This is a genomic window from Promicromonospora sp. NPDC019610, assembly GCF_044389365.1.
Classification (GTDB): Bacteria; Actinomycetota; Actinomycetes; order Actinomycetales; family Cellulomonadaceae; genus Promicromonospora.
Genome location: NZ_JBIRXX010000003.1, coordinates 656,297 through 676,323 on the forward strand (window position 1 = coordinate 656,297; position 20,027 = coordinate 676,323).

Below are 20,027 nucleotides of genomic sequence, written 5' to 3' on the forward strand. Positions count from 1 at the left end.
CAGGTACAGCGCGTACGAGACGCGCGCGCCGAGACGCAGCGGGGCGCTGTCCAGGAGCCGCTCGACGCCGCGGGACGGGCGGCCGGCGGGACGCGCCCCCGCCGCCGGCCCCGGGACGGTCGCGATCAGCACCAGCGCCGCGCCGCCCACCGGCACGAGCGCCCAGGCGCCGGGGAACACGTCGGCGCCGTCGACCACGAAGCCCGACCCCACGACCAGGACGAGGCCCGCCCACCCGAGCCGGCTCCGTACGCGGCCGGCCTGGGCGACCGCGCGGCCGGCGTGCGGGAGGAGCAGGGCGAGCAGCGCCCCCACGCCGATCTCCCAGAACCGCGTGAAGGTGCTGAAGTAGGCGACCTGCTGGTCCACCCGGACGAGCCACAGCGCGTAGCCGAACGACGCGGCGGTGGCCGCGCCCGTCACCGCGGTGACCAGGTGCCGGGGCGCCGACGGTCCGCGCCCGGCTCGCGCGCGGCGTCGGGCGGCGGCGACCAGGCACAGCACCACCAGCGGCCAGACGGCGAAGAACTGGCCCTGCACCGAGAGCGACCAGAAGTGCTGCAGCGGGCTGGCGTCGGGTCCGGCCGCGCCGTACGCGAGCGCGGAGTGCACCAGCTCCCAGTTCTCCCAGAACGTCGCGGCCGCGCCGACCTCGCGCAGGCCCGCCGACCAGCGCAGCCGGGGCGCGAGCGCGAGCAGGGCGACCGTGACGGCGGCCAGCACCACGAGCGCTGCGGGCAGCAGGCGCGCGAGCGTCCGGGCGTAGTGCGCCGCGAGCCGCAGGGTGCCGCCCTCGGCGCGGCGCAGCAGCGTGCCGGTCGCGAAGAACCCGGACAACACCAGGAACACGTCGACGCCGCCCGAGACCCGGCCCTGGCCGAAGAGGTGGAACGCGACCACGAGGAGCAGGGCGAGCCCGCGCAGCCCGTCGAGGGCGGCGACCCGACGGGCCGGTGCGGCCGGGGCTGGTGCGGCGGGGAGGGTGAGGAGCACGTCGGCACGCTAGGGCCCGCGCCTTACGCCTGGATGGCCCGCAGGTCACGTCCTGATCTCGGCCGCCGATCGCCTGCTGAATCTCTGTCAGTCCACCGAGGCGTCAGCCGCCCTGGTCAGCTGCCGTCAGCTCGCCTGGGCCCGGCGGGTCGCCTGCTCCGCCGGGTCCGGGACCGGGGCCGCCGCCAGGAGGCGTCGCGTGTAGTCCTGCTCCGGGCGGCCCAGGACCTGCACCCGCGCGCCCGTCTCGACCAGCCGGCCGCGGTGCAGGACGGCGACGCGGTCGGCGAGCTCGTCCACCACCGCGAGGTCATGGCTGATGAACAGGCACGCGAAGCCGAGGGACTGCTGCACCTGGCGGAACAGGTCGAGCACGGTGGCCTGCACGGACACGTCCAGGGCCGACGTCGGCTCGTCGGCGATGAGCAGGTCCGGCCCCAGCGAGATGGCGCGCGCGATCGAGACCCGCTGGAGCTGGCCGCCCGACAGCTCGTGCGGGTACCGGGACACCCACGCCGCGGGCAGCTCCACGCTCTCCAGCAGCTCCGTGGTGCGGCGTTCCAGCTCGGGCCCGCGCAGACCGGCGTGCACCCGCAGGGGCTCGGCCACGGACTCGCCGATCGAGTAGCGCGGGTTCAGCGACGCGGCGGGGTTCTGGAACACCACCCCGATCCGGGCCCGGGCGGCACGCACCGTTCGCGGGGTGTCCTGGCCGGGGCGGGTCCCCACCACCTCGACCGATCCGGACGTGACGGGCGCCAGCCCGAGCGCGCAGCGGCCCATCGACGACTTCCCGGAGCCGGACTCGCCCACCAGCGCGACGATCTCGCCGGGCTGCACGCTGAGGGTGACGCCGTCCACGGCCCGCACGGCGCGGCCCCGCCGGTCGCGGTACTCCACCACCAGGTCGTCGAACGCGAGGGCGGGCCGGCCGCCGTCGTCCGCCCCGCTCGGGCGGTCCGGCGTGCCCACGCGGGGCACGGCCGCGAGCAGCTCGCGCGTGTACGCCGCACGCGGCGCCTCGAAGAGCTGCCGCACCGGCGCGGTCTCGACCACCTCGCCGCCGCGCATCACGACCACGCGGTCCGCGAGGTCGGCGACCACGCCCATGTCGTGCGTGATCAGCACGATCGCCGTGGAGACCCGCTCGCGCAGCCGGCGCAGCACGTCCAGGACCTCGCGCTGCACGGTGACGTCGAGGGCCGTGGTCGGCTCGTCCGCGAGCAGCACCTCGGGGTCGCAGGCCAGCGCCATCGCGATCATCACGCGCTGGGCCTGGCCGCCGGAGAACTGGTGCGGATAGAACTTCAGGCGCTCGGCCGGGTCGGGCAGCTCGACCAGGCGCAGCAGCTCCACGGACCGCTCCCGGCGCTCGGCGCGCGTGAGGCCGGGCGCGTGCCGCCGCAGCATCTCGTCGAGCTGGTAGCCCACGGTGAACACGGGGTCCAGCGCGCCCGAGGAGTCCTGGAAGACCATCGCGACGCGGCGCCCGCGCACGTCCTGCAGGGCGCGGCGCTCCAGCCCGATCAGCTCCACGGCCTCCCGGCCCGCCCCGCCGAGGCGGGCGCTGCCGCCCACCGTCGCGTGCCGGCCGAGCAGCCCGAGCAGGGCGAGCGACGTGACGCTCTTGCCCGAGCCGGACTCGCCGACGACGGCGAGCACCTCGCCCGGCAGCACGTCGAACGACACCCCGCGCACGGCGTGCACGTCGGGGGCGTGGCCGTCGTCGACCCGGAACGTGACGGTCAGGTCGCGCACCTCCAGCACGGGGGTACGGTCGGCGCCGGCGCCGGCGCCGGCGCCGGGGCCGGGGCCGGGCGCGGTGCCGGGCTCGGTCTCGGGCGAGGGGCCGGAAGCGGTGGCGACGTCGGTCACGGTTCTCCTGTTCCGTCCGCCGCCTGGGCGTCGCGGTACGCCTCCCAGTCGGCGAGCATCTTGCGGTGGTACCCGGCAAGCCATTCCATGTAGTTGCGCGCGTTGACGAGCCGCTTGTGCGGGCCGTCGGCGTCGCCCGCGAGCGCGAGCCCGTCGTCGATCACGTTCCGCAGGTGGCCCAGGTAGGCCCGTTCGCTCGCGAGGAAGCTGCCCCAGATGTCGTCCTCGACGCGGAAGTAGTGCTGGCGGTCGCCGAGCACCGCGTGCCGCTTGACGAACCCGGTCTCGACCAGGCGCCGGGTGCTCGTGGAGACGGCGCCGGCGCTGGCCTTGAGCAGCCGCGCGATCTGCTGCGAGGACAGGTACGGCCGGTCCACGATCATGAGCAGGCCGACGATCCGGCCCTCCATGCGCGGGCTGTGCGACGCACCCCAGGTCAGGGCGAACTGCTCCACGAAGTGCTCGGCCGCGGCGTCGAGCACGGGGTCGTCGGCGGCGTCGGCGGGCTGGTCAGCGGGGGTGTGGCTGCTCATGCGCCCACCCTAGGAGCCGGGCTCACGAGCGACCCCTCGGGTCGAGCACGTCGCGCAGCACGTCACCCAGGGTGATCATGGCGAGCACGGTGATCGTGAGCACGACGGCGGGCGCCACCAGCATGTGCGGCGACGTCTGGAAGAACGACTGCGCGCTGGAGAGCTGCAGCCCCCACGAGATCGACGGCGCGTTGAGGCCCAGCCCGAGGAACGTGAGCGTCGACTCCGCCACGATCACGCTGCCCACCATGATCGTCGCGACGGCCAGCACCGGGCCGAGCGCGTTGGGCAGCACGTAGCGCGCGATGATCCGCCGGTCGGGCAGGCCCATGGCGCGCGCCGCCTCGACGTACGGCGCGTCACGCACGGTGCGCACCGAGCCGCGCACGAGCCGCGCCATGGTGGGCCACGAGAACAGCGCCAGCACCAGGGCCACGGACACGGCGGACCGCGAGCCCACCGACGTCAGCACGACGACGGCGCCGAGCAGGAACGGGAACCCGAGGAACACGTCGGTCAGCCGGGCCACGACGCGGTCGAGCCAGCCGCCGTAGTAGCCGGCGAGCGTGCCGACCACCAGCGCGACGGCCAGCGCCACGGCGGTGCACAGCAGCCCCACGGTCAGCGACGCGCGCGTGCCGAACACGACGTTGGCCCACACGTCGCAGCCCTGCACGTCGGTGCCGAGCACGTGCCCGCCGCCGGGCGGCAGGGCGCTGGAGGCCAGGTCGCAGGCCCGCGGGTCGGGGTGGCCGAACCAGCCGGCGAACGCCGAGGGGACCAGCGCGACCAGGCCCAGCACGGCGAGCACGGCCGCGGACACCCAGAACAGCGGGCGACGGCGCAGGGTGCGCCAGACGCCGCGCCGGGCGACGGCCGGCGCGACCGCGGGGGCCGGGTCTCCCGCGGCGGGGGGTCCCGCGGCGGGGGCGGCGGGCAGGGGTTCACTCATGGCGGATCCTCGGGTCGAGGACGGAGGCGAGCAGGTCGACCAGGAGGTTGGTCAGCAGGAACACGAGGATGAGCGCGGTGGACACGCCCACGATCGTGGGGCCCTCGTGGGCGCGGATCGCCTGGAACAGGAGCTGCCCGACGCCGGGCAGGTTGAACACGCCCTCGACCACGACGGTCCCGCCGAGCAGGTACCCGAGGTCGATCGCGAGGTAGGTGAGCACCGGGATCGCGGAGCTGCGCAGCACGTGCACCCCGACCACCTGGCGCTCCCGCAGGCCCTTGGCCCGCAGGGTCCGCACGAAGTCGGTGCGCAGCGTGTCCACCACGGAGCCGCGCATCAGGCGGGCCACCGAGGCGAGCCCGAACACGGCGATGACCGCGGCGGGCAGCAGGTACGCCGTCGGCCACCCCGCGCCGGTGCCCGCCACGGGGAACCAGGCCAGCTCCACGCCCAGCCAGAGCTGGGCGGAGACGGCGAGCACGAACACCGGGATCGAGGTGGCCACGACGGTGCCGGCCAGGACCAGGCGGTCGCTGACGGCCCCGGCGCGCAGCCCGGCGACCAGGCCGAGCAGCACGCCGAGCAGCACCTCGATGCCCCAGGCGGTCAGTGCCAGGGTGATGGTCACGGGCCAGCGCAGGGCCATCCGGTCGCCCACGGACTGCCCCTGGAACGTGGTGCCGAGGTCGCCCTGGAGCAGCCCGCCGAGGTAGCGCAGGTACTGCTGGAGCACGGGCTCGTCCAGGTGGTAGCGCTCGCGCAGCTCGGCCACCACGTGGGGGGCCAGGGGCCGGTCGCCGCCGAGGGCGGCGATCGGGTCACCGGGCAGCGCGAACACCATGAGGTAGATGATCAGCGTTACGCCGAGGAAGACCACGAGCAGGTCGACCAGGCGTCGGGTGACGCGCCGGGTCATGCGCGCGCCGCCAGCACGTGCGACACGGCCAGCGTGGCGCCGTACTGCACGCCCACGAGCCGTTCGACCGGCAGCACCTGGAGGCCGGCCACGGACTGGGCGTCGGCCAGCCAACGGTCGTACAGGTCCCGGGCCCGCGCGTGCACGCGGTGCAGCCGGGCCGTGGCCAGGCCGGCCGTGGCCTCGGCCGCCAGGGCGCGGACCAGCATGCCGCCGAACCGCAGCCGGAACATCCGCACGACCTCCTCGCTGCTGAACACCTCGGCGCCCGTCGCGGGCCGCGACGGCAGGCGCCCGGCCCGGACGAGCTCGCTGGTGCCCGTCTCGGTCATCATCGGTACGAAGGACTCGCTGGCCCGCAGGAACGGGCTGCGCAGCGTCAGGTCGCCCCGGGCCTCGTCCAGCAGGCCGGTCAGGGTGCTCCCGAGCTCGACGAGCGCCTCGGCCTTGGCCCGGACGACGTCCACGTAGTCGGCGCCGGAATCGGCCGTGTCGTCCGCCGCCGGGTGCGACCAGTACGGCAGCTCGGCGATCAGGCTGACCGTCCCGTGCCGCCGGGCGTAGGCCGCCGACCCCTCGCCGCCCACCAGCGACGGGGCGTCCAGCCCGAGGGACTCCAGGTAGTCGTACTCGTTGCGGGTCGACCCCGCCCGGTAGATCGCGGGGGCCAGCCGCTCCAGCGCGGGGGACTCGGGCTCGCCCGTGTCGAGCGGCAGGCCGAGCGCGGCGGGCACCGCGTGGAGGGGCGCGACGGCGTCCGGCAGGTCCTCGCTGAGGTAGTAGTACACGCCGCCCAGCTCGGCGTTGTGCAGGCTGACCATCAGCTCGGGCCGCAGCTCGTCGATCAGGCGCATGAGCGCCTGGGTCTCCGGAATCACGTCGTCGAAGTACGCGCCCTTGTACGCGAACGGGAACGTCCACTCCACCTGCTCCGACGGCGCCGGCCGGTAGAACCCGCGGGCGTAGGCGGCGCGGTCGGCGGGGTCGCCGAACCAGGACTCGTTGAGCCGGGTGCCGTCCGGGTCGATGCACGGCACGAGGTGCCAGGTGGCACCGGTCGAGGCGCGCAGCCCGGGGTCGGCCACGAGCTCGGCGGCCAGGTGCTGGAGCGTGCGGAACCCGATGGGCTCGTTGGGGTGCACGCCCGCGAAGAGCAGGTGCGGCCGCGGCCCGTCGCCCACCGAGAACATCTCGATCGGCTCCCCGAGCCGCGACGTCCCCACGCGCCGCCGGCGCACGAGCGACGGGTGGTCGTCGGCCAGGGCCGAGAACCAGTCCAGGAGCGCGTCGACCGTGGGGAAGTCGCTGATCGGGGGGACGGCGCGGGCCCGGTCGAGCACGTCGTCGAGCAGGCTCGCGTCGAGCCCCCCGGTGGTGGTGCCGCTCATGCGCCCTCGGCGAGCACGACGGCGGAGAAGGTCGGGTTGCCCACCGCGGACGTCGGCAGCTCCGCGACGCGTTCCGAGGTCACGTAGGAGTACGTCTCGAAGAACAGCGGCGGGGCCGGGAAGTCCTCCAGGAGGCGCTCCTGCACCGCGGCGTAGGCCTCGCCGGCCGCGTCGGGGTCGGCCTCGGCGTCGGCCGCCGCGATCAGGTCGGCGACGTCGTCCTCGTAGTACGGGATGCAGTTGGGGCAGCCGCCGTTCTCCACGAAGAACGAGCGCAGCGTGTTCTGCTGGCTGGGGTAGAGGGCGCCCCAGCGGGAGAAGAACGGCCCGTCGATGTCGCCGTTGGTGCGGTTCTCGGAGAACTCGGCCCAGTCGGCGCTCGGCGTGGCGACGGCCTCGACGCCCAGGTTCTGGCGGAGCTGGTTGGCGATGGCCTTGTACAGCTCGTCCAGCCCGATTCCGCCCGGGAAGTAGATGTCGATGGTGCCGTCGAACCCGCCGGCCTCGTCCAGCAGGGCCTTGGCCGCGGTCGGGTCGTACGTGCAGAAGTCGCCGCAGATGCCCTCGGGCGTGCCCGCCTCGACGGCCGGGGTGAACGCGGTGGCCGGTGTGTAGAGGCCGCCGTAGACGACGTCGGAGATGGTCTCGCGGTCGATCGCCATGGAGATGGCCTGGCGCACCCGCACGTCCTCGTACCGCTCGTCCCACAGCGGGAGCCCGAGGAACGAGATGCCGGGCGCCTCGAAGGTGTACAGGCGCTCGCCGAAGTCGCCGGACGCCTGCGGCAGCCGGGCCGCCGGCACGCTCGCGACGTCGATGTTGCCCGCCTGCACGTCGGTGTAGGCGGTGGTGGCGTCGGCGTACGGCACGAACGAGATGGCGTCGACCGTGGGGGCGGTGCCCTGGTAGTCGGCGTACGCCTCGGTCTCGATCGGCTCGTTCTCCACGTAGTCGCCGACCACCTGGAACGGGCCGTTGCCCACGGGGTGGGTGTTGTAGGCGTCCATGTCCTCCAGGGCGGAGGCGGGCATCGGGTACATCGCGGTCTGGGCCTGGCTGACCTGCATCGGGAACTGCCCGTCGGGGCCGTCCAGCGTCACGGTGAACGTCAGGTCGTCCGTGACGGCCAGACCCGACATCTCGGTGGTCCTCGGCTCGCCCTCCGCCGGGTTCAGGTCGTCGTACCCGGCGATGCCGGCGAGCTGGCCGGAGTTCTCGAAGGCGTCGGGCCCGTAGGCGACGGCGTTCCAGGAGTCGACGTACGACTGGGCGGTCACGGGCGTGCCGTCGTGGAACGTCCAGCCGTCGCGCAGCGTCACGGTCCAGGTGGTGGCGTCGTCCGACTCGATCGACTCGGCGGCCACGTAGGTGAGCTCGCCGTCGGCGTCCACCCAGGTCAGCGGGGACCAGACCGCCATGTTCAGGTCGTAGGCGACGGTCTGGCGGCCGGGGATCGTCTGGATCGGGTCGGTGACGGCCACGCTGATGGCGCCGCCGCCGGCGTCACCGGCGGCGTCGTCGGCGCCGGCCGCACCGCAGGCGGACAGGGCGAGGGTCAGCGCGAGGGCGGTCACCGCCGTACCGGCGCGGTAGGGGAGCGACCGGAGTCTCGGGTTCATGGTTCCTCCACGGGTAGCGCGCTCTCGCGCACCGGGTCCTGCTCGGGTGGCGAACAGTTGAGCGCACACCGGCGATCAAGGTCAATGAAGTTTCAGAAGGAAATGAAAGTTTTACGCGGCGGTCACACGTGACGGGTCCCGCACAGGCCTGCCCTGATGGTTCGATGACCCTGTGATCCACACGAGCGACTACGAGATCCAGGACGAGGCCCGCGTGCGCGACCTGGTCCGCACCCACGGCTGGGCCACCCTGGTCTCCGTGGCCGACGACGGCGCCCCGGTCGCCTCCCACCTGCCGGTCCTGCTGGAGGACACGCCCCCGGGCGCACCGATGAGCCTGCTCAGCCACGTCGGCCGGCCCGACGAGGTGCTGCACGCCCTGGACAGCGGCCGCGAGTCCCTGCTGATCGTGCAGGGCCCGCACGGCTACGTCTCGCCCGGCTGGTACGACATGACGCCCGCCGTGCCGACGTGGGACTACCTCGCCGTCCACCTCTGGTGCACGGTCGAGCTGCTCGGGCCCGAGGAGTCGTACGCGGTCCTGTCCGACACCGTCGACCGGTACGAGTCGGTCATGCCCGAGCCCGTCCGGCTGCCGAGCGTCGAGGAGTACGCCCACCGCATCGCCCGCGGAGCTGCCGGCTTCCGGCTGCGCGTCAACCGCTGGCAGGGCAAGGCCAAGCTCAGCCAGGACAAGCCGCGCGCCGTCGTCGAGCGCGTCGTGACGGCGCTCGGTTCCGACCCGCACTACGCGCAGCCGGCGCTCGCGGCCGAGGTGCGCGCCGAGCTCGACCGCCGCCCGGCGGACGCGCCATGACCCCGGCCGAGCCCCTGTTGCTGACGAACGCCCGCCTGGTGGGCGGGTGCGTGCCGAACGTAGGGATCGTCGGCGGATCAGGGGGTGTTGCGCCGACCAGTCCTACGTTCGGCGGGGCCGCCGGGGGGTCTGTCGGCGGGACCGTCGACGTGTTGGTGCGGGACGGGGTGGTCGCCGCCGTCGGGGCGGCCGGGCGGGTCGGCGACGGCGGCGTCGAGCGCGTCGACCTCGGCGGGCGCACCCTCATGCCCGGGCTCTGGGACGCGCACGTGCACCTCACGCAGTGGGCGCTCGTGCGGCGCCGGCTCGACCTGTCGGGCGCGCGCTCGGCCGCCGAGGCCGCCGCCCTGGTGCGCGACCGGCTCGCCGCGGGGCCGCCCGAGCCCGGCACGGCGCTGGTCGCCTACGGCTTCCGGGACGGGTTGTGGCCCGACGTCCCCACGGCGGACCTGCTGGACGCCGTCGCGGGCGAGGTGCCCGTGGTGCTCGTGTCCGGCGACCTGCACTGCGCGTGGCTGAGCACGGCAGGCCTGCGGTTCGTCGGCGTCGGCGCGCACCCCACGGGCGTGCTGCGGGAGGCCGAGTGGCTGCCGCTGGCCGCCGCCGTCGACCGCGCGCCCGACCACCTGGCCGACGCCTGGGTGGCCGACGCCGCCGCGGCCGCCGCGGCGCGTGGCGTGGTCGGCGTCGTCGACCTGGAGATCACGGACAACCTCACGGCCTGGCGCCGCCGGTTCGCCGGCGGGTTCGGCGCGCTGCGGGTCCGCGCCGGGGTCTGGACCCCGTGGCTCGACGACGTCCTGGCCGAGGGCCTGCGCAGTAGCGACGTGCTGCCCGGCACGGGCGGCCTGCTGGAGCAGGGGCCGTTCAAGGTGGTCACCGACGGCTCGCTCAACACGCGCACCGCCTACTGCCACGACGCGTACCCGGGCCTGACCGGGCCCGAGGCGCACGGCATCCTGTCGGTGCCGCCCGCCGAGCTGGTCCCGCTCATGGCACGCGCGCACGCGGGCGGGCTGCGGTGCGCGATCCACGCGATCGGCGACCACGCCAACACGCTCGCGCTGGACGCGTTCGCCGCGACCGGCGCGGTCGGCTCGGTCGAGCACGCGCAGCTCCTCGACCCCGCGGACCTCGCCCGCTTCGCCGAGCTCGGCGTGGTCGCGTCCGTGCAGCCGGAGCACGCCATGGACGACCGCGACATCGCCGACCGGCACTGGTCGGGGCGCACCGGCCGCGCCTTCGCGTTCGGCGCGCTGGACGACGCCGGGGCGGTGCTCACCCTGGGCTCGGACGCGCCGGTCGCGCCGCTCGACCCGTGGTTCGCGGTCGCGGCGGCGGTCAGCCGGTCGCGGGACGGCCGCGCGCCCTGGCACCCGGAGCAGCGGATCGGCCTGCGCACGGCCCTGGAGGCCTCGACGGACGGCCGCGGCCTGGTCCCGACGGCGGGCGCGCCGGCCGACCTGGTGGTCCTGGACGCCGACCCGCTCGCGCCCGGGGCGGACGCCGGCTCGGGCTCGGGCGACGCCGATGCCGCCGACCTGGACGCGGCGGCGACGGCGCTCCGCGACCTGCCGGTGGCAGCGACCCTCCTGTCGGGCCGCTGGACCCACCGCACGTTCTGACCCGCCGCGCTCACTCGATCGGTGGGGCCCACCCCCGGCGGCCGTGCGCGCCCGGGCGCGCGTCGCGTGAGGCTGCGCCCAGAGGCCCAACGTAGGAGTAGTCGCCGCAAGAGCGCTCTTGCGGCGACAACTCCTACGTTCGGCAGCGGCCCTCGTTCAGCGGCCCTCAGTCAGCGGCGTTGAGCGCCACCGTGCGGAAGCCCGCGTTGCCCATCGACGAGTCCGGGGTGTTCGACGAGCGCGCCGAGTTGCGGTAGCGGTTGCAGTACGAGAGGTGGCACAGGTAGCTCCCGCCGCGCAGGATGCGCTGGGCACCCCGCTCGGGGCCGGCCGGGTTCGCCGCGGGGGAGTGCGCGTAGTACCCCGGGTCGAACCAGTCCTGGCACCACTCCCAGACGTTGCCCACCGGCTGCCACAGGCCGTACCCGTTGGGCTCGAACGTCCGCACCGGGGCGGTGGTGAGCCAGCCGTCGTCGAGCGTGTTGGTCCGCGGGAACGCGCCCTGCCAGATGTTGGCGCGCCACCCGCCGTCGTCCACCTCGGCGTCGCCCCAGGGGTACTTCGCGTCCTCGACGCCGCCGCGGGCGGCGTACTCCCACTCCGCCTCGGTGGGCAGGCGGCGGCCCGCCCACGCGCAGTAGGCGACGGCGTCGTTCCAGCTCACGTGGGTTGCGGGGTGGTCGTCCAGGCCGTCGACGTCGGAGCGCGGCCCGCCCGGGTGCGCCCAGTCCGCGCCCTGGACGCCGAACCACCAGGGCGTGCCGTCGGCCTGGCCCATGATGTCGGCGGGGTCGGCCGCGACGGCGAGGTGGAACACGGCCGAGAAGCCGAACGTCTCCGCCTCGGTGCGGTAGCCGGTGTCGTCGACGAACCGCGCGAAGTCGGCATTGGTCACCGTGGTCGCGTCGATCTCGAACGCGTCGAGCGTCACCTCGTGGCGCGGCGTCTCGCCGTCGCCGGGGTTGCGGTCGCCCGACGAGTCGCCCATGGTGAACCGGCCGGCGGGCACCCGGGTCTGCTCGACGTCGTGCCGGCCCCCGGCGGGCGCCCCGGCGACGTCGGCCGGGCGGGAACCGAGCTGGACGAACGCCTCCCGCCCCGGGGTTCCGCACCCGCACCCGCAACCGTCGTGCCCTGCCCCGTCGTGCCCTGCCCCGTCGTGCGCGTCCCCCGTCTGCTCGTCGCTCGTCACGCCCCCACGGTATCCGCGCCGGGCACGGTGCCGCCCGCTGCGCTGCCGCCCGGTGCGGCGGCCGAGCGCGCGGCGACGGCCGCGGCGACCTCGGGGTCCGAGCTGGGCCGCGTGACGCCGTAGCGCGCCAGGTAGCCGATCCGCGACTCCCGGACGTGGGCCGCCATCAGGGCGGCGGCCCGCTCGCCGTCGCCGGCGTCGATCGCCCCGACGATCACCCGGTGGTCGGGCCAGAGCCGCTTGCCGCGCGACTGCATGTCGGCGGCGTAGAGCCACTCGATCTTCCAGGAGAGCTGGCGCAGCAGCCGGGTCAGGGTCGCGCTGCCGCTGAGCTCGGCGATCGCGATGTGGATCTGGTCGTTGATGCCGACCAGCGGGTCGAGGTCGCCGGCGGCGACGTGCGCGTCCCCGGCGTCGAGCAGGGCGGCGATCTGCCGCCGCAGGCGCCACCAGTCCTCGGGGCTCTCGTCGCCCGAGTAGAGCGCCGCCGCCCGCCGGGCGGCGCTGCGCGCGGTGGACACCTCCAGCGCCTCCCGCACCGCGAACAGGTCGTCGGCGTCGTGCACCGGGATCGCGGCGACCCGCGAGCCCACGTGCGGCCGGGAGTCGATGAACCCCTCGCTCTCCAGGCCGCGCAGCGCCTCCCGGACCGGGACCCGCGAGACGTCGTACCGCTGGGCCAGCGAGGCCTCCGTCACGCGGGCGCCGGGCGTCAGGACCCCGGCGATGATGTCGCGCCGGATCGCGTCCTGCACGGTGGGTCGCACCAGAGCGGGGAGCGCGGGCTCATCGGGCAAAGGCGGCACCGGGGATGGCTCCTAGCAGGTCTCGGGTGTAGTCGGCCCGCGGGGAGTGGAACACGTCGTCGACGGACCCCTGCTCCTCGACGCGGCCTTGCCGCAGCACCACCACATTATCCGCTATGCCGCGGACCACCGCGAGGTCGTGGCTGATGAAGAGGTACGACACACCGAGCCGTTCCTGCAGGTCAGCGAGCAGGTCCAGGATCTGCTCCTGGACCAGCACGTCGAGCGCCGAGACCGCCTCGTCGAGCACCAGCAGCTCCGGCTCGGGGGCCAGCGCCCGCGCGATAGCGACCCGCTGCCGCTGCCCGCCCGACAGCGCGCCCGGGTGCCGCTGCGCGACGTCCCGGGGGAGCGCCACCTGGTCCAGCAGCTCCGCGACCCGCGCCCGGCGCGACTCCCGGTCGCCGATGCCGAAGATGCGCAGCGGCTCGTCGATCACCCGCTCCACGGTGTGGGTCGGGTCGAGCGACGCGTACGGGTCCTGGAACACCGGCTGCACCCGGCGGCGCAGCGCACGGCGCTCGGCCCGGCCCGCCCCGGCGATGCTCGCTCCGTCCACCAGCGCCTCGCCCGAGGTCGGCGTCTCCAGGCCCAGCAGGATGCGCGAGACCGTCGTCTTGCCCGAGCCGGACTCGCCCACCAGGGCGGTGGTGCCGCCGCGCGGCACGGAGAAGGACACGTCGTCGACGGCGCGCAGCAGCCCGCCGCGCCCGCGCACCTTGTACTCCTTGACGAGGTTCCGCACGGTGACGACGTCACCCGCCGGGCCGGCGTCGCCCGCCGGGCCGTCGTCGCCCGCCGGGCCGACGTCGCCCGCCGGGCCGACGTCGCCCGCCGGGCCGGCGCCGCCCGCCGGGCCGTCGTCGCCCGCGGCCGCGGTGGCCGAGCCGGCCGGAGCCGCCGCGGCCTCCGCCGCACCCTGCGCGACGACGGCCGCGGGCGCCGCCGCGACCAGCCGCCGCGTGTACTCGTGCTGCGGCGAGCGCAGCACCTGCTCGGGCGTGCCCTGCTCCACGATCCGCCCGTCGAGCATGACGATCACCCGGTCCGCGCGGTCGGCCGCGAGCCCCAGGTCGTGCGTGACCAGGATCATCGCGGTCCCGTGTGCCTCGGCGAGCGCCACCAGGTGGTCCAGGATGCGCCGCTGCACGGTCACGTCCAGGGCCGACGTCGGCTCGTCGGCGAGCAGCAGCTCCGGCTCGCGGGCGAGCGCCATCGCGATGAGCACACGCTGGCGCATGCCGCCGGAGAACTCGTGCGGGAACTGCCGGGCGCGGCGCTCCGGCTCGGGCACGCCGGCCTCGGCCAGCAGCTCCAGCACCCGCTGCCGCACCGCCGGGCCCCGCAGGCCGTCGGCGCGCAGCGCGTCGGCCACCTGGTCGCCCAGCCGCATGGCCGGGTTGAGGTTGGTGCCCGGGTCCTGCGGCACGAGCCCGATCCGGCCGCCCCGGACGGCCCGCATGCGGGACTCGCCGGCCGCGGCCAGGTCCTCGCCGTCGAGCTCGACGGTCCCGCCGGTGATCCGGCCCGCGCCGGGCAGCAGCCGCAGGAACGCGGCGATCACCGTCGACTTGCCCGAGCCGGACTGGCCCACGATCGCCACCCGCTCGCCACGCGCGACGTCGAGGTCGACGCCGCGCACGACGGGGGTGTCGCCGTAGGCGACGTCCAGGTCGCGCACGCGCAGCAGCGGCGCGGCGGTGTGGTCAGCGTCCTGCGGCATATCCCTGCGCTCCTCTCGGGTTGGCGGCCGCGCCGAGCAGTCCTGTGGCCGGGTCGCGGGTCACGGCGGACAGGCGCCCCAGCGCCCAGTCGCCGGCCCGGGTCACGACGTGGCCGCGGCCCTCCAGCGCGGTGATGACGTCGTCGCCCAGCCGGTCCTCCACGACCGCCCCGCCCGGGGTCCAGGTGCGCGGCCAGAACGAGCCGGGGAACGACGTGGTGTGCAGGGCGGGCGCGTCGATCGCCTGCTGCGGCGTGTACCCGCCCACGAGCACGCGCAGCAGGAACAGGAGCTGCCACTGGTCCTGCTGGTCGCCGCCCGGCGAGCCGAGCGCGATCACGGGCTCGCCGTCGCGCAGCACGAGCGTGGGCGTCAGGGTGGTCCGCGGACGCCGCCCGGGCGTCAGGGCCGACGGCGACGCCTCGTCCAGCCACGTCATCTGCAGGCGCGTGCCCAGGCAGAAGCCGAGGCCTGGCACCGTCGGGGAGGACTGCAGCCAGCCGCCGGACGGCGTGGCCGAGACCATGTTGCCCCAGCGGTCCACGACGTCGATGTGGCACGTGTCGCCGCGGGTGGCGCCGGTGTGCTCCGGCGAGTCGGGCTCGGTGGTGGGCGCCGGCACGGTCGGCTCGCCCACGCCGGGCGCCGGCACGGTCGGCTCGCCCACGCCGGGCGCGGGCACCGTCGGCTCGCCCACCCCCGCCGCCGCGCCGCTCCCGGGCGCGCCCGGCAGCGACCCGGCGGGCGCGCTGGTCGCGTACTCGGTGCGCAGCACCGGCACCGGAGGCGTCGCCCGCCCCGGCACGTCGCCCGGGCGCAGCTCGTGGCTCGCGGCGTCCGTGATCAGCGCCCGGCGCGCGGCCGCGTACTCCTCGCTCAGCAGGTACGTCAGCGGCACGTCGTCCGCGGCCGGGTCGCCGTACCAGACGTCGCGGTCGGCCAGCGCCAGCTTCTGCGCCTCGATGACCGTGTGCGCGCCGAGCTCGGTGGACGGGTCCAGCGCGGCGTCGTCGAACCCCTCCAGGATCTTGAGGGTGGCCAGCAGCGCCGGGCCCTGGCCCCAGGCGCCCGTCTTGGCGACCGTGTACCCGCGGAAGGTGACGGTCGTGGCGTCCTCGTACGACGCCGAGAAGGCCGTGACGTCGGCCGCCGTGATGACGCCGGCGTGGTCGCCGCCGTCGGAGTGCCGGTGCGGGGTGGCCACGAACGCCTCGACGGCCGCGCCCACGCGCTCGCGCCACGCGGCGCGGGCCAGGTCGATCGCCGTCGCGCGGTCCGTACCGCCGGCACCCGCGGCGACCACGGCGTCCAGCAGGTCGGCGTACTCCGGGTTGGTGATGATCGTGCCCGGGGCGGGCACCTCGCCGTCGGGCAGCCAGTGCGCCGCGGACGTGGGCCAGTGGTCCCGGAACAGGCCGGCGACGGTGCGCAGGGTGCCGGTGACCCGCTCCAGCACGGGGTGCCCGTCGCGGGCGTACCCGATCGCGTAGGCCAGCACGTCGCCCAGGTCCCAGGTGCCGTGGTCGCGCAGGAGCAGCAGCCAGGCGTCGACGCTGCCCGGCACCGCCGCCGCCAGCGCGCCCGAGCCGGGCACGAGGTCGAGGCCCTCGGACCGGTAGTGCTCGATGGTGGCGGCCGCGGGCGCGGGACCCTGGCCCACCAGCACGCGCGGGTGCGCCGGCTCGTCCGCCGTCACGAAGACGCCGGTCATGTCACCGCCCGGCCCGTTGAGGTGGGGCTCCACGACGTGCAGCACGAACGCGCCGGCGACCGCGGCGTCGAACGCGTTGCCGCCGCGCTCGAGCACGGCCTGGGCGCTCGCGGTGGCGATCCAGTGGGTGGAGCCCACCATCCCGAACGTGCCCCGCAGGTCGGGCCGCGTGGCCGGGGTGGTGGGGCGGACGAACGGCGAGGTGGGCCGGGCGGACGGAGCGGAGGTCATGACACTCACTTACGGTCGGTGGTCGGGTCGAGGGCGTCGCGCAGGGCGTCCCCGAGGAGGTTGAAGCCGAGGCAGATGGCCACGATGGCCAGCCCGGGGAACAGCGCGGCGGTGGGCGCGCGGCCCAGGTACTGCTGCGCGTCCGAGAGCATGATGCCCAGGGACGGGGTGGGCGGCTGGATGCCGAGCCCCAGGAACGAGAGCACGGCCTCGCCCAGGACCGCCGCCGGCATGATCACCGTGGCCTGCACGATGATCGCGGACAGGCAGTTGGGCAGCACGTGCTGCGCGAGGATCCGGGGTCCGGACGCGTCCATCGCGGTCGCGGCCAGCACGAACGGGCTCTCCTTGAGGCGCATCGTCTCGGCGCGCACCACGCGCACCATGGTCGGCACCTGGGCGATGCCGAGCGAGATCGCGGCCCCGGCCAGGCTGGGCCCGTTGATGGCGGCCAGGCCCACGGCGAGGATGAGGAACGGGAACGCGAGCGTCACGTCGGTCAGGCGCGAGACGGGTGCGTCGAGCAGGCGCCAGTAGCCGGCGGCCAGCCCGAGCGGCGTGCCGACGACGACGGCGAGGCCCACCGCCACGATCCCCACCATGAGCGACGCGCGGATGCCGTACATCATCCGGGACAGCACGTCGCGGCCCAGGTCGTCCGTGCCGAGCGCGTAGCCGACGGTGCCGGGGAGCTGGAACGGGGCGTCGAAGTGCACCTCGGCCGGACCGTGCGGGGCCAGCAGGGGCGCGAGGAGCCCGGCCAGGACGACCACCGCGAGCATCGCGGCGCCGGTGATCGCCTGCGGCGTGCGCAGCCGGGACAGCAGGCGGCGCGGGCCCACGGCGACGGGCGCCGGCTCGGGCGAGAGATCGCTGTGCTCGATGACGGTCATGAGCGACCTCCCACTCGGATACGCGGGTCGATGACGGAGTACAGGACGTCCACGGCGAGGTTGACCAGCACGTAGCCCACCGTGGTGAGGACCACGACGGCCTGGATCACCGGGTAGTCGCGCTGGAAGACGGCGTCGAGGGTGAGCTTGCCGAACCCCGGGAGGGCGAAGATCTGCTCGGTCACGACGGCGCCGGAGATGAGGCCGCCGAGCTGGAGCCCGGCGATCGTGACCACGACGATCAGGGAGTTGCGCAGCCCGTAGCGCAGCAGCACCCGGGTGCGGCCGAGGCCCTTGGCGCGGGCCGTGCGCACGTAGTCGGTGCGCATGGCCTCGATCATGGAGGCGCGGGTCTGCCGCATGATGACGGCGGCCAGGCCCGTGCCGAGGATCAGCGCCGGCAGGGTCAGGTGGACCAGCCAGCCCACCGGGTCGTCGGTCAGGGGCACGTAGCCCGACGCCGGGAACAGGCCCAGGCCGATGCACAGGTAGAGGATCGCGAGCATGCCGAGCCAGAAGTTCGGCACGGACAGGCTGGTCAGTGCGGCCGCGTTGGCGACCCACTCGGGCCAGCGGCCGCGGTAGCGCTCGGCGAGCAGGCCGAGCGCCACGCCGGTCACGACGGCCACGACGATCGCGTAGAGCGACAGCCACAGCGTGACGGGCAGCGTGGCGCCGATCATGCTGGCGACGGACGCCCCGGTGCGGGTGGACTCGCCGAGGTCGCCCGAGGCGACCTCGGCGAGGAACCGCCCGTACTGCACCCAGACCGGCTGGTCCAGGCCGAGGTCGGCGCGGATCATGGCGAGCCGCTCCGGCGTGGCCTCCTCGCCCGCCATCGCGAGCGCGGGGTCGCCGGGCAGCATGCGCACACCCAGGAAGATCACCATCGACGCCAGCAGCAGCGTGATCGCCGACTGCCCGAGGCGGACGAGGAGGTAACGACGCATCGGAGGTGCTCTCAGCCTTCGTTCGGGTCGACGAACGCGGCGTGGCTCAGCCGGACCACGCCGTCGGCGTACGTGGAGATGCCCGCCACCTCGTCGGCGTAGCCGGTCAGGCTGCGCGTCCGGTAGAGGTAGATGATCGGGTTGTCCTCCTGGACCTTGGTCACGACCTGGCCGTACAGGTCGGCCCGCTCGGCCGGGTCGATGACGGTGGCCGCCTCGGTGAGCAGGTCGTCGACCTCGGGGTCGCTGTACCCGGAGTAGTTGTTGCCGGCGCCCGTGGACAGGAAGTTGAACATGTTGCCGTGCGGGTCCACGCGGCCCGACCAGCCGAGCTGCAGCAGGTCGAAGTCGCCCTGCTCCTGGACCTCCAGCAGCGAGGAGTACTCGACGGGCACGATCGTCAGCTCGAACCCGCCCTCGGCCACCGAGGCCTGCACGGCCTGGGCCAGACGCAGGGTGTCGGGCGTGTTCGTCACCTTGATCTCGATCTTGTACGGCACGTCCGCGCCGGCCTCCTCCAGGAGCGCCTTGGCGCCCTCGGGGTCGTACTCCGGGCACGCCTCGCTCGCCGCGGTGCTGAACGTGGAGGCGGGGGAGATGGGCGAGCAGGCCGGGTCGAAGCGGTCGTTGAAGACGGACTTCACGAGCTGCTCGCGGTCCACGGCCATCGACAGGGCCTTGCGCACCCGCGGGTCCGTGGCGATCGGGGTGTCGATCTTCCCGGGCGGGGCGCCGACGCCGTCGGTGTTGCCCACGTTGACGGTCATGGCCTGGTAGCCCAGGGAGCCGACCTCCAGGAGGCCCACGCCCTCGGCGTCCTCCAGCTCGGCGAGGTCCTGGGTCGAGAGGGTGTCGGCCACCTGGACGTCGCCGGAGCGCAGGTTGGCGGAGCGGATGCTGGCGTCCGTGATGATGCGGTACGTGATCGAGTCCAGGTGCACGTTCTCGGCGTCGTAGTACAGCGGGTCGCGCTCGACCGTGATGGACGTCTGCGGCACGCGCTCGGCGAACTTGAAGGCGCCCACGCAGACGGGGTGCTCGCCGAAGTCGTCGCCGGCCTTCTCGAGCTCGGTCGGCGACATGATCATGCCCGCGCGGTCGGCCAGCACGGCGGTGAGCGGCGCGAACGGCGTCTCGTAGGTGATCTCGACCGTGCTGTCGTCGACGGCGGTCACCTTCTCGATCGGGCCCAGCTCGCTGCGGCGGGACGAGTCCTCCTTGGTGAGGTGGCGCTCGATCGAGGTCTTCACGGCCTCGGCGTCGAACGGCGTCCCGTCGGCGAACTGCACGCCCTCCTTGAGCGGGAAGGTGACGGTGAGGCCGTCGTCGGACACCTCGGGCAGCTCGGTGGCGAGCATCGGGACGATCTCGCCCGCCTCGTCGATGTCGTAGAGCTTCTCGCACATCGTCTGCATGACGTAGCGCGTGTAGAGCGACGACGACGTGGTGGGGTCGAGCACGTCGGGCTCGGCCGACAGGGCCATGACGAGGTCGCCGCCCTCGGAGATCGTCCGGCCGTCGAGGGTGACGCCGGTGACGTCCGCCGTCTCCTGCGCGGGGGCGGCGGTCTGCACCTCCTGACAGCCGGACAGGACGAGCGCCGCGGCGAGAAGGCCGGCGGCGGGGGCGAGTGGGCCGCGCAGCCGCGGCAGTGGTGTGCGCACTGGAGAATCCAATCCGGGTCTGAGAAGGACGATTGCATACAATCACTCTCGACGGGTTGGCTGTGTATGCAATGCATAACGGTCCTGTTAAACCTCTGTGACACGGGCCGGTGTGGGGCGCGTCCCTTTTGGGTGG

General features: G+C 74.7%; 15 protein-coding genes and 1 pseudogene. 2 read left to right on the forward strand and 14 right to left on the reverse strand.

All coding sequences use genetic code 11. From position 1 onward, the window contains the following. Positions 1-30 precede the first annotated feature (30 nt). The 7 genes and pseudogenes from ACH45N_RS24045 to ACH45N_RS24075 form a co-directional block, all read right to left on the reverse strand. Positions 31-993, reverse strand: a pseudogene (locus tag ACH45N_RS24045) (acyltransferase family protein); the annotation flags it as partial. A gap of 126 nt (positions 994-1,119) precedes the next feature. Beyond that, complete coding sequence (locus ACH45N_RS24050; RefSeq protein WP_397398471.1) at positions 1,120-2,868, reverse strand: dipeptide ABC transporter ATP-binding protein; 1,749 nt, start codon at positions 2,866-2,868, stop codon at positions 1,120-1,122. Beyond that, the gene (locus tag ACH45N_RS24055) at positions 2,865-3,401 is read right to left on the reverse strand and encodes a GbsR/MarR family transcriptional regulator (protein ID WP_397398472.1); all 537 of its coding nucleotides are present in this window, start codon (positions 3,399-3,401) and stop codon (positions 2,865-2,867) included. The genes ACH45N_RS24050 and ACH45N_RS24055 overlap by 4 nt, the downstream gene beginning before the upstream one ends. Positions 3,402-3,423: 22 nt before the next feature. Beyond that, the gene (locus tag ACH45N_RS24060; RefSeq protein WP_397398473.1) at positions 3,424-4,353 is read right to left on the reverse strand and encodes an ABC transporter permease; all 930 of its coding nucleotides are present in this window, start codon (positions 4,351-4,353) and stop codon (positions 3,424-3,426) included. Beyond that, positions 4,346-5,272 carry an ABC transporter permease gene (locus ACH45N_RS24065; RefSeq protein ID WP_397398474.1) on the reverse strand — a complete coding sequence of 309 codons (927 nt, stop codon included), beginning with the start codon at positions 5,270-5,272 and terminating at the stop codon, positions 4,346-4,348. The genes ACH45N_RS24060 and ACH45N_RS24065 overlap by 8 nt, the downstream gene beginning before the upstream one ends. Beyond that, positions 5,269-6,660, reverse strand: a complete 1,392-nt coding sequence (locus tag ACH45N_RS24070) for a M14 family zinc carboxypeptidase (protein ID WP_397398475.1) — start codon at positions 6,658-6,660, stop codon at positions 5,269-5,271. Before ACH45N_RS24070 ends, ACH45N_RS24065 begins: the two co-directional genes overlap by 4 nt. After that, positions 6,657-8,279: an ABC transporter substrate-binding protein gene (locus tag ACH45N_RS24075; protein WP_397398476.1), complete on the reverse strand. Its 1,623-nt coding sequence runs from the start codon at positions 8,277-8,279 to the stop codon at positions 6,657-6,659. The genes ACH45N_RS24070 and ACH45N_RS24075 overlap by 4 nt, the downstream gene beginning before the upstream one ends. Positions 8,280-8,451: 172 nt before the next feature. Between ACH45N_RS24075 and ACH45N_RS24080 the strand changes: the two genes are divergently transcribed. Further along, positions 8,452-9,096, forward strand: a complete 645-nt coding sequence (locus tag ACH45N_RS24080; protein WP_397398477.1) for an FMN-binding negative transcriptional regulator — start codon at positions 8,452-8,454, stop codon at positions 9,094-9,096. Then, on the forward strand, positions 9,093-10,721 hold the full coding sequence (locus ACH45N_RS24085) for an amidohydrolase (protein WP_397398478.1): 1,629 nt from the start codon (positions 9,093-9,095) through the stop codon (positions 10,719-10,721). Before ACH45N_RS24080 ends, ACH45N_RS24085 begins: the two co-directional genes overlap by 4 nt. A 166-nt stretch (positions 10,722-10,887) precedes the next feature. Here ACH45N_RS24085 and ACH45N_RS24090 read toward each other — a convergent pair whose 3' ends face one another. From ACH45N_RS24090 to ACH45N_RS24120, 7 genes are read right to left on the reverse strand one after another with little or no spacing between them, the layout of a single operon-like run. Continuing rightward, positions 10,888-11,913: a formylglycine-generating enzyme family protein gene (locus ACH45N_RS24090; protein WP_397398479.1), complete on the reverse strand. Its 1,026-nt coding sequence runs from the start codon at positions 11,911-11,913 to the stop codon at positions 10,888-10,890. After that, positions 11,910-12,710: a GntR family transcriptional regulator gene (locus tag ACH45N_RS24095; protein WP_397398480.1), complete on the reverse strand. Its 801-nt coding sequence runs from the start codon at positions 12,708-12,710 to the stop codon at positions 11,910-11,912. Before ACH45N_RS24095 ends, ACH45N_RS24090 begins: the two co-directional genes overlap by 4 nt. Beyond that, on the reverse strand, positions 12,700-14,442 hold the full coding sequence (locus ACH45N_RS24100) for a dipeptide ABC transporter ATP-binding protein (protein ID WP_397398481.1): 1,743 nt from the start codon (positions 14,440-14,442) through the stop codon (positions 12,700-12,702). The genes ACH45N_RS24095 and ACH45N_RS24100 overlap by 11 nt, the downstream gene beginning before the upstream one ends. Then, positions 14,426-16,384, reverse strand: a complete 1,959-nt coding sequence (locus ACH45N_RS24105; protein WP_397398482.1) for a gamma-glutamyltransferase family protein — start codon at positions 16,382-16,384, stop codon at positions 14,426-14,428. The genes ACH45N_RS24100 and ACH45N_RS24105 overlap by 17 nt, the downstream gene beginning before the upstream one ends. 5 nt (positions 16,385-16,389) lie before the next feature. Next, the gene (locus tag ACH45N_RS24110) at positions 16,390-17,277 is read right to left on the reverse strand and encodes an ABC transporter permease (RefSeq protein WP_397398483.1); all 888 of its coding nucleotides are present in this window, start codon (positions 17,275-17,277) and stop codon (positions 16,390-16,392) included. Next, entirely contained in the window at positions 17,274-18,227 is a 954-nt protein-coding gene (locus tag ACH45N_RS24115; RefSeq protein ID WP_285108271.1) for an ABC transporter permease, read from the reverse strand. The genes ACH45N_RS24110 and ACH45N_RS24115 overlap by 4 nt, the downstream gene beginning before the upstream one ends. 11 nt (positions 18,228-18,238) lie before the next feature. Further along, on the reverse strand, positions 18,239-19,891 hold the full coding sequence (locus ACH45N_RS24120) for an ABC transporter substrate-binding protein (RefSeq protein WP_397398484.1): 1,653 nt from the start codon (positions 19,889-19,891) through the stop codon (positions 18,239-18,241). Positions 19,892-20,027 lie beyond the last annotated feature (136 nt).

Coding starts and splice junctions, on each gene's coding strand:
- ACH45N_RS24055 (WP_397398472.1), bottom strand. CDS start 3,401: ATGAGCAGCCACACCCCCGCTGACCAGCCCGCCGACGCCGCCGACGAC.
- ACH45N_RS24060 (WP_397398473.1), bottom strand. CDS start 4,353: ATGAGTGAACCCCTGCCCGCCGCCCCCGCCGCGGGACCCCCCGCCGCG.
- ACH45N_RS24065 (WP_397398474.1), bottom strand. CDS start 5,272: ATGACCCGGCGCGTCACCCGACGCCTGGTCGACCTGCTCGTGGTCTTC.
- ACH45N_RS24070 (WP_397398475.1), bottom strand. CDS start 6,660: ATGAGCGGCACCACCACCGGGGGGCTCGACGCGAGCCTGCTCGACGAC.
- ACH45N_RS24075 (WP_397398476.1), bottom strand. CDS start 8,279: ATGAACCCGAGACTCCGGTCGCTCCCCTACCGCGCCGGTACGGCGGTG.
- ACH45N_RS24085 (WP_397398478.1), top strand. CDS start 9,093: ATGACCCCGGCCGAGCCCCTGTTGCTGACGAACGCCCGCCTGGTGGGC.
- ACH45N_RS24100 (WP_397398481.1), bottom strand. CDS start 14,442: ATGCCGCAGGACGCTGACCACACCGCCGCGCCGCTGCTGCGCGTGCGC.
- ACH45N_RS24105 (WP_397398482.1), bottom strand. CDS start 16,384: ATGACCTCCGCTCCGTCCGCCCGGCCCACCTCGCCGTTCGTCCGCCCC.
- ACH45N_RS24110 (WP_397398483.1), bottom strand. CDS start 17,277: ATGACCGTCATCGAGCACAGCGATCTCTCGCCCGAGCCGGCGCCCGTC.
- ACH45N_RS24115 (WP_285108271.1), bottom strand. CDS start 18,227: ATGCGTCGTTACCTCCTCGTCCGCCTCGGGCAGTCGGCGATCACGCTG.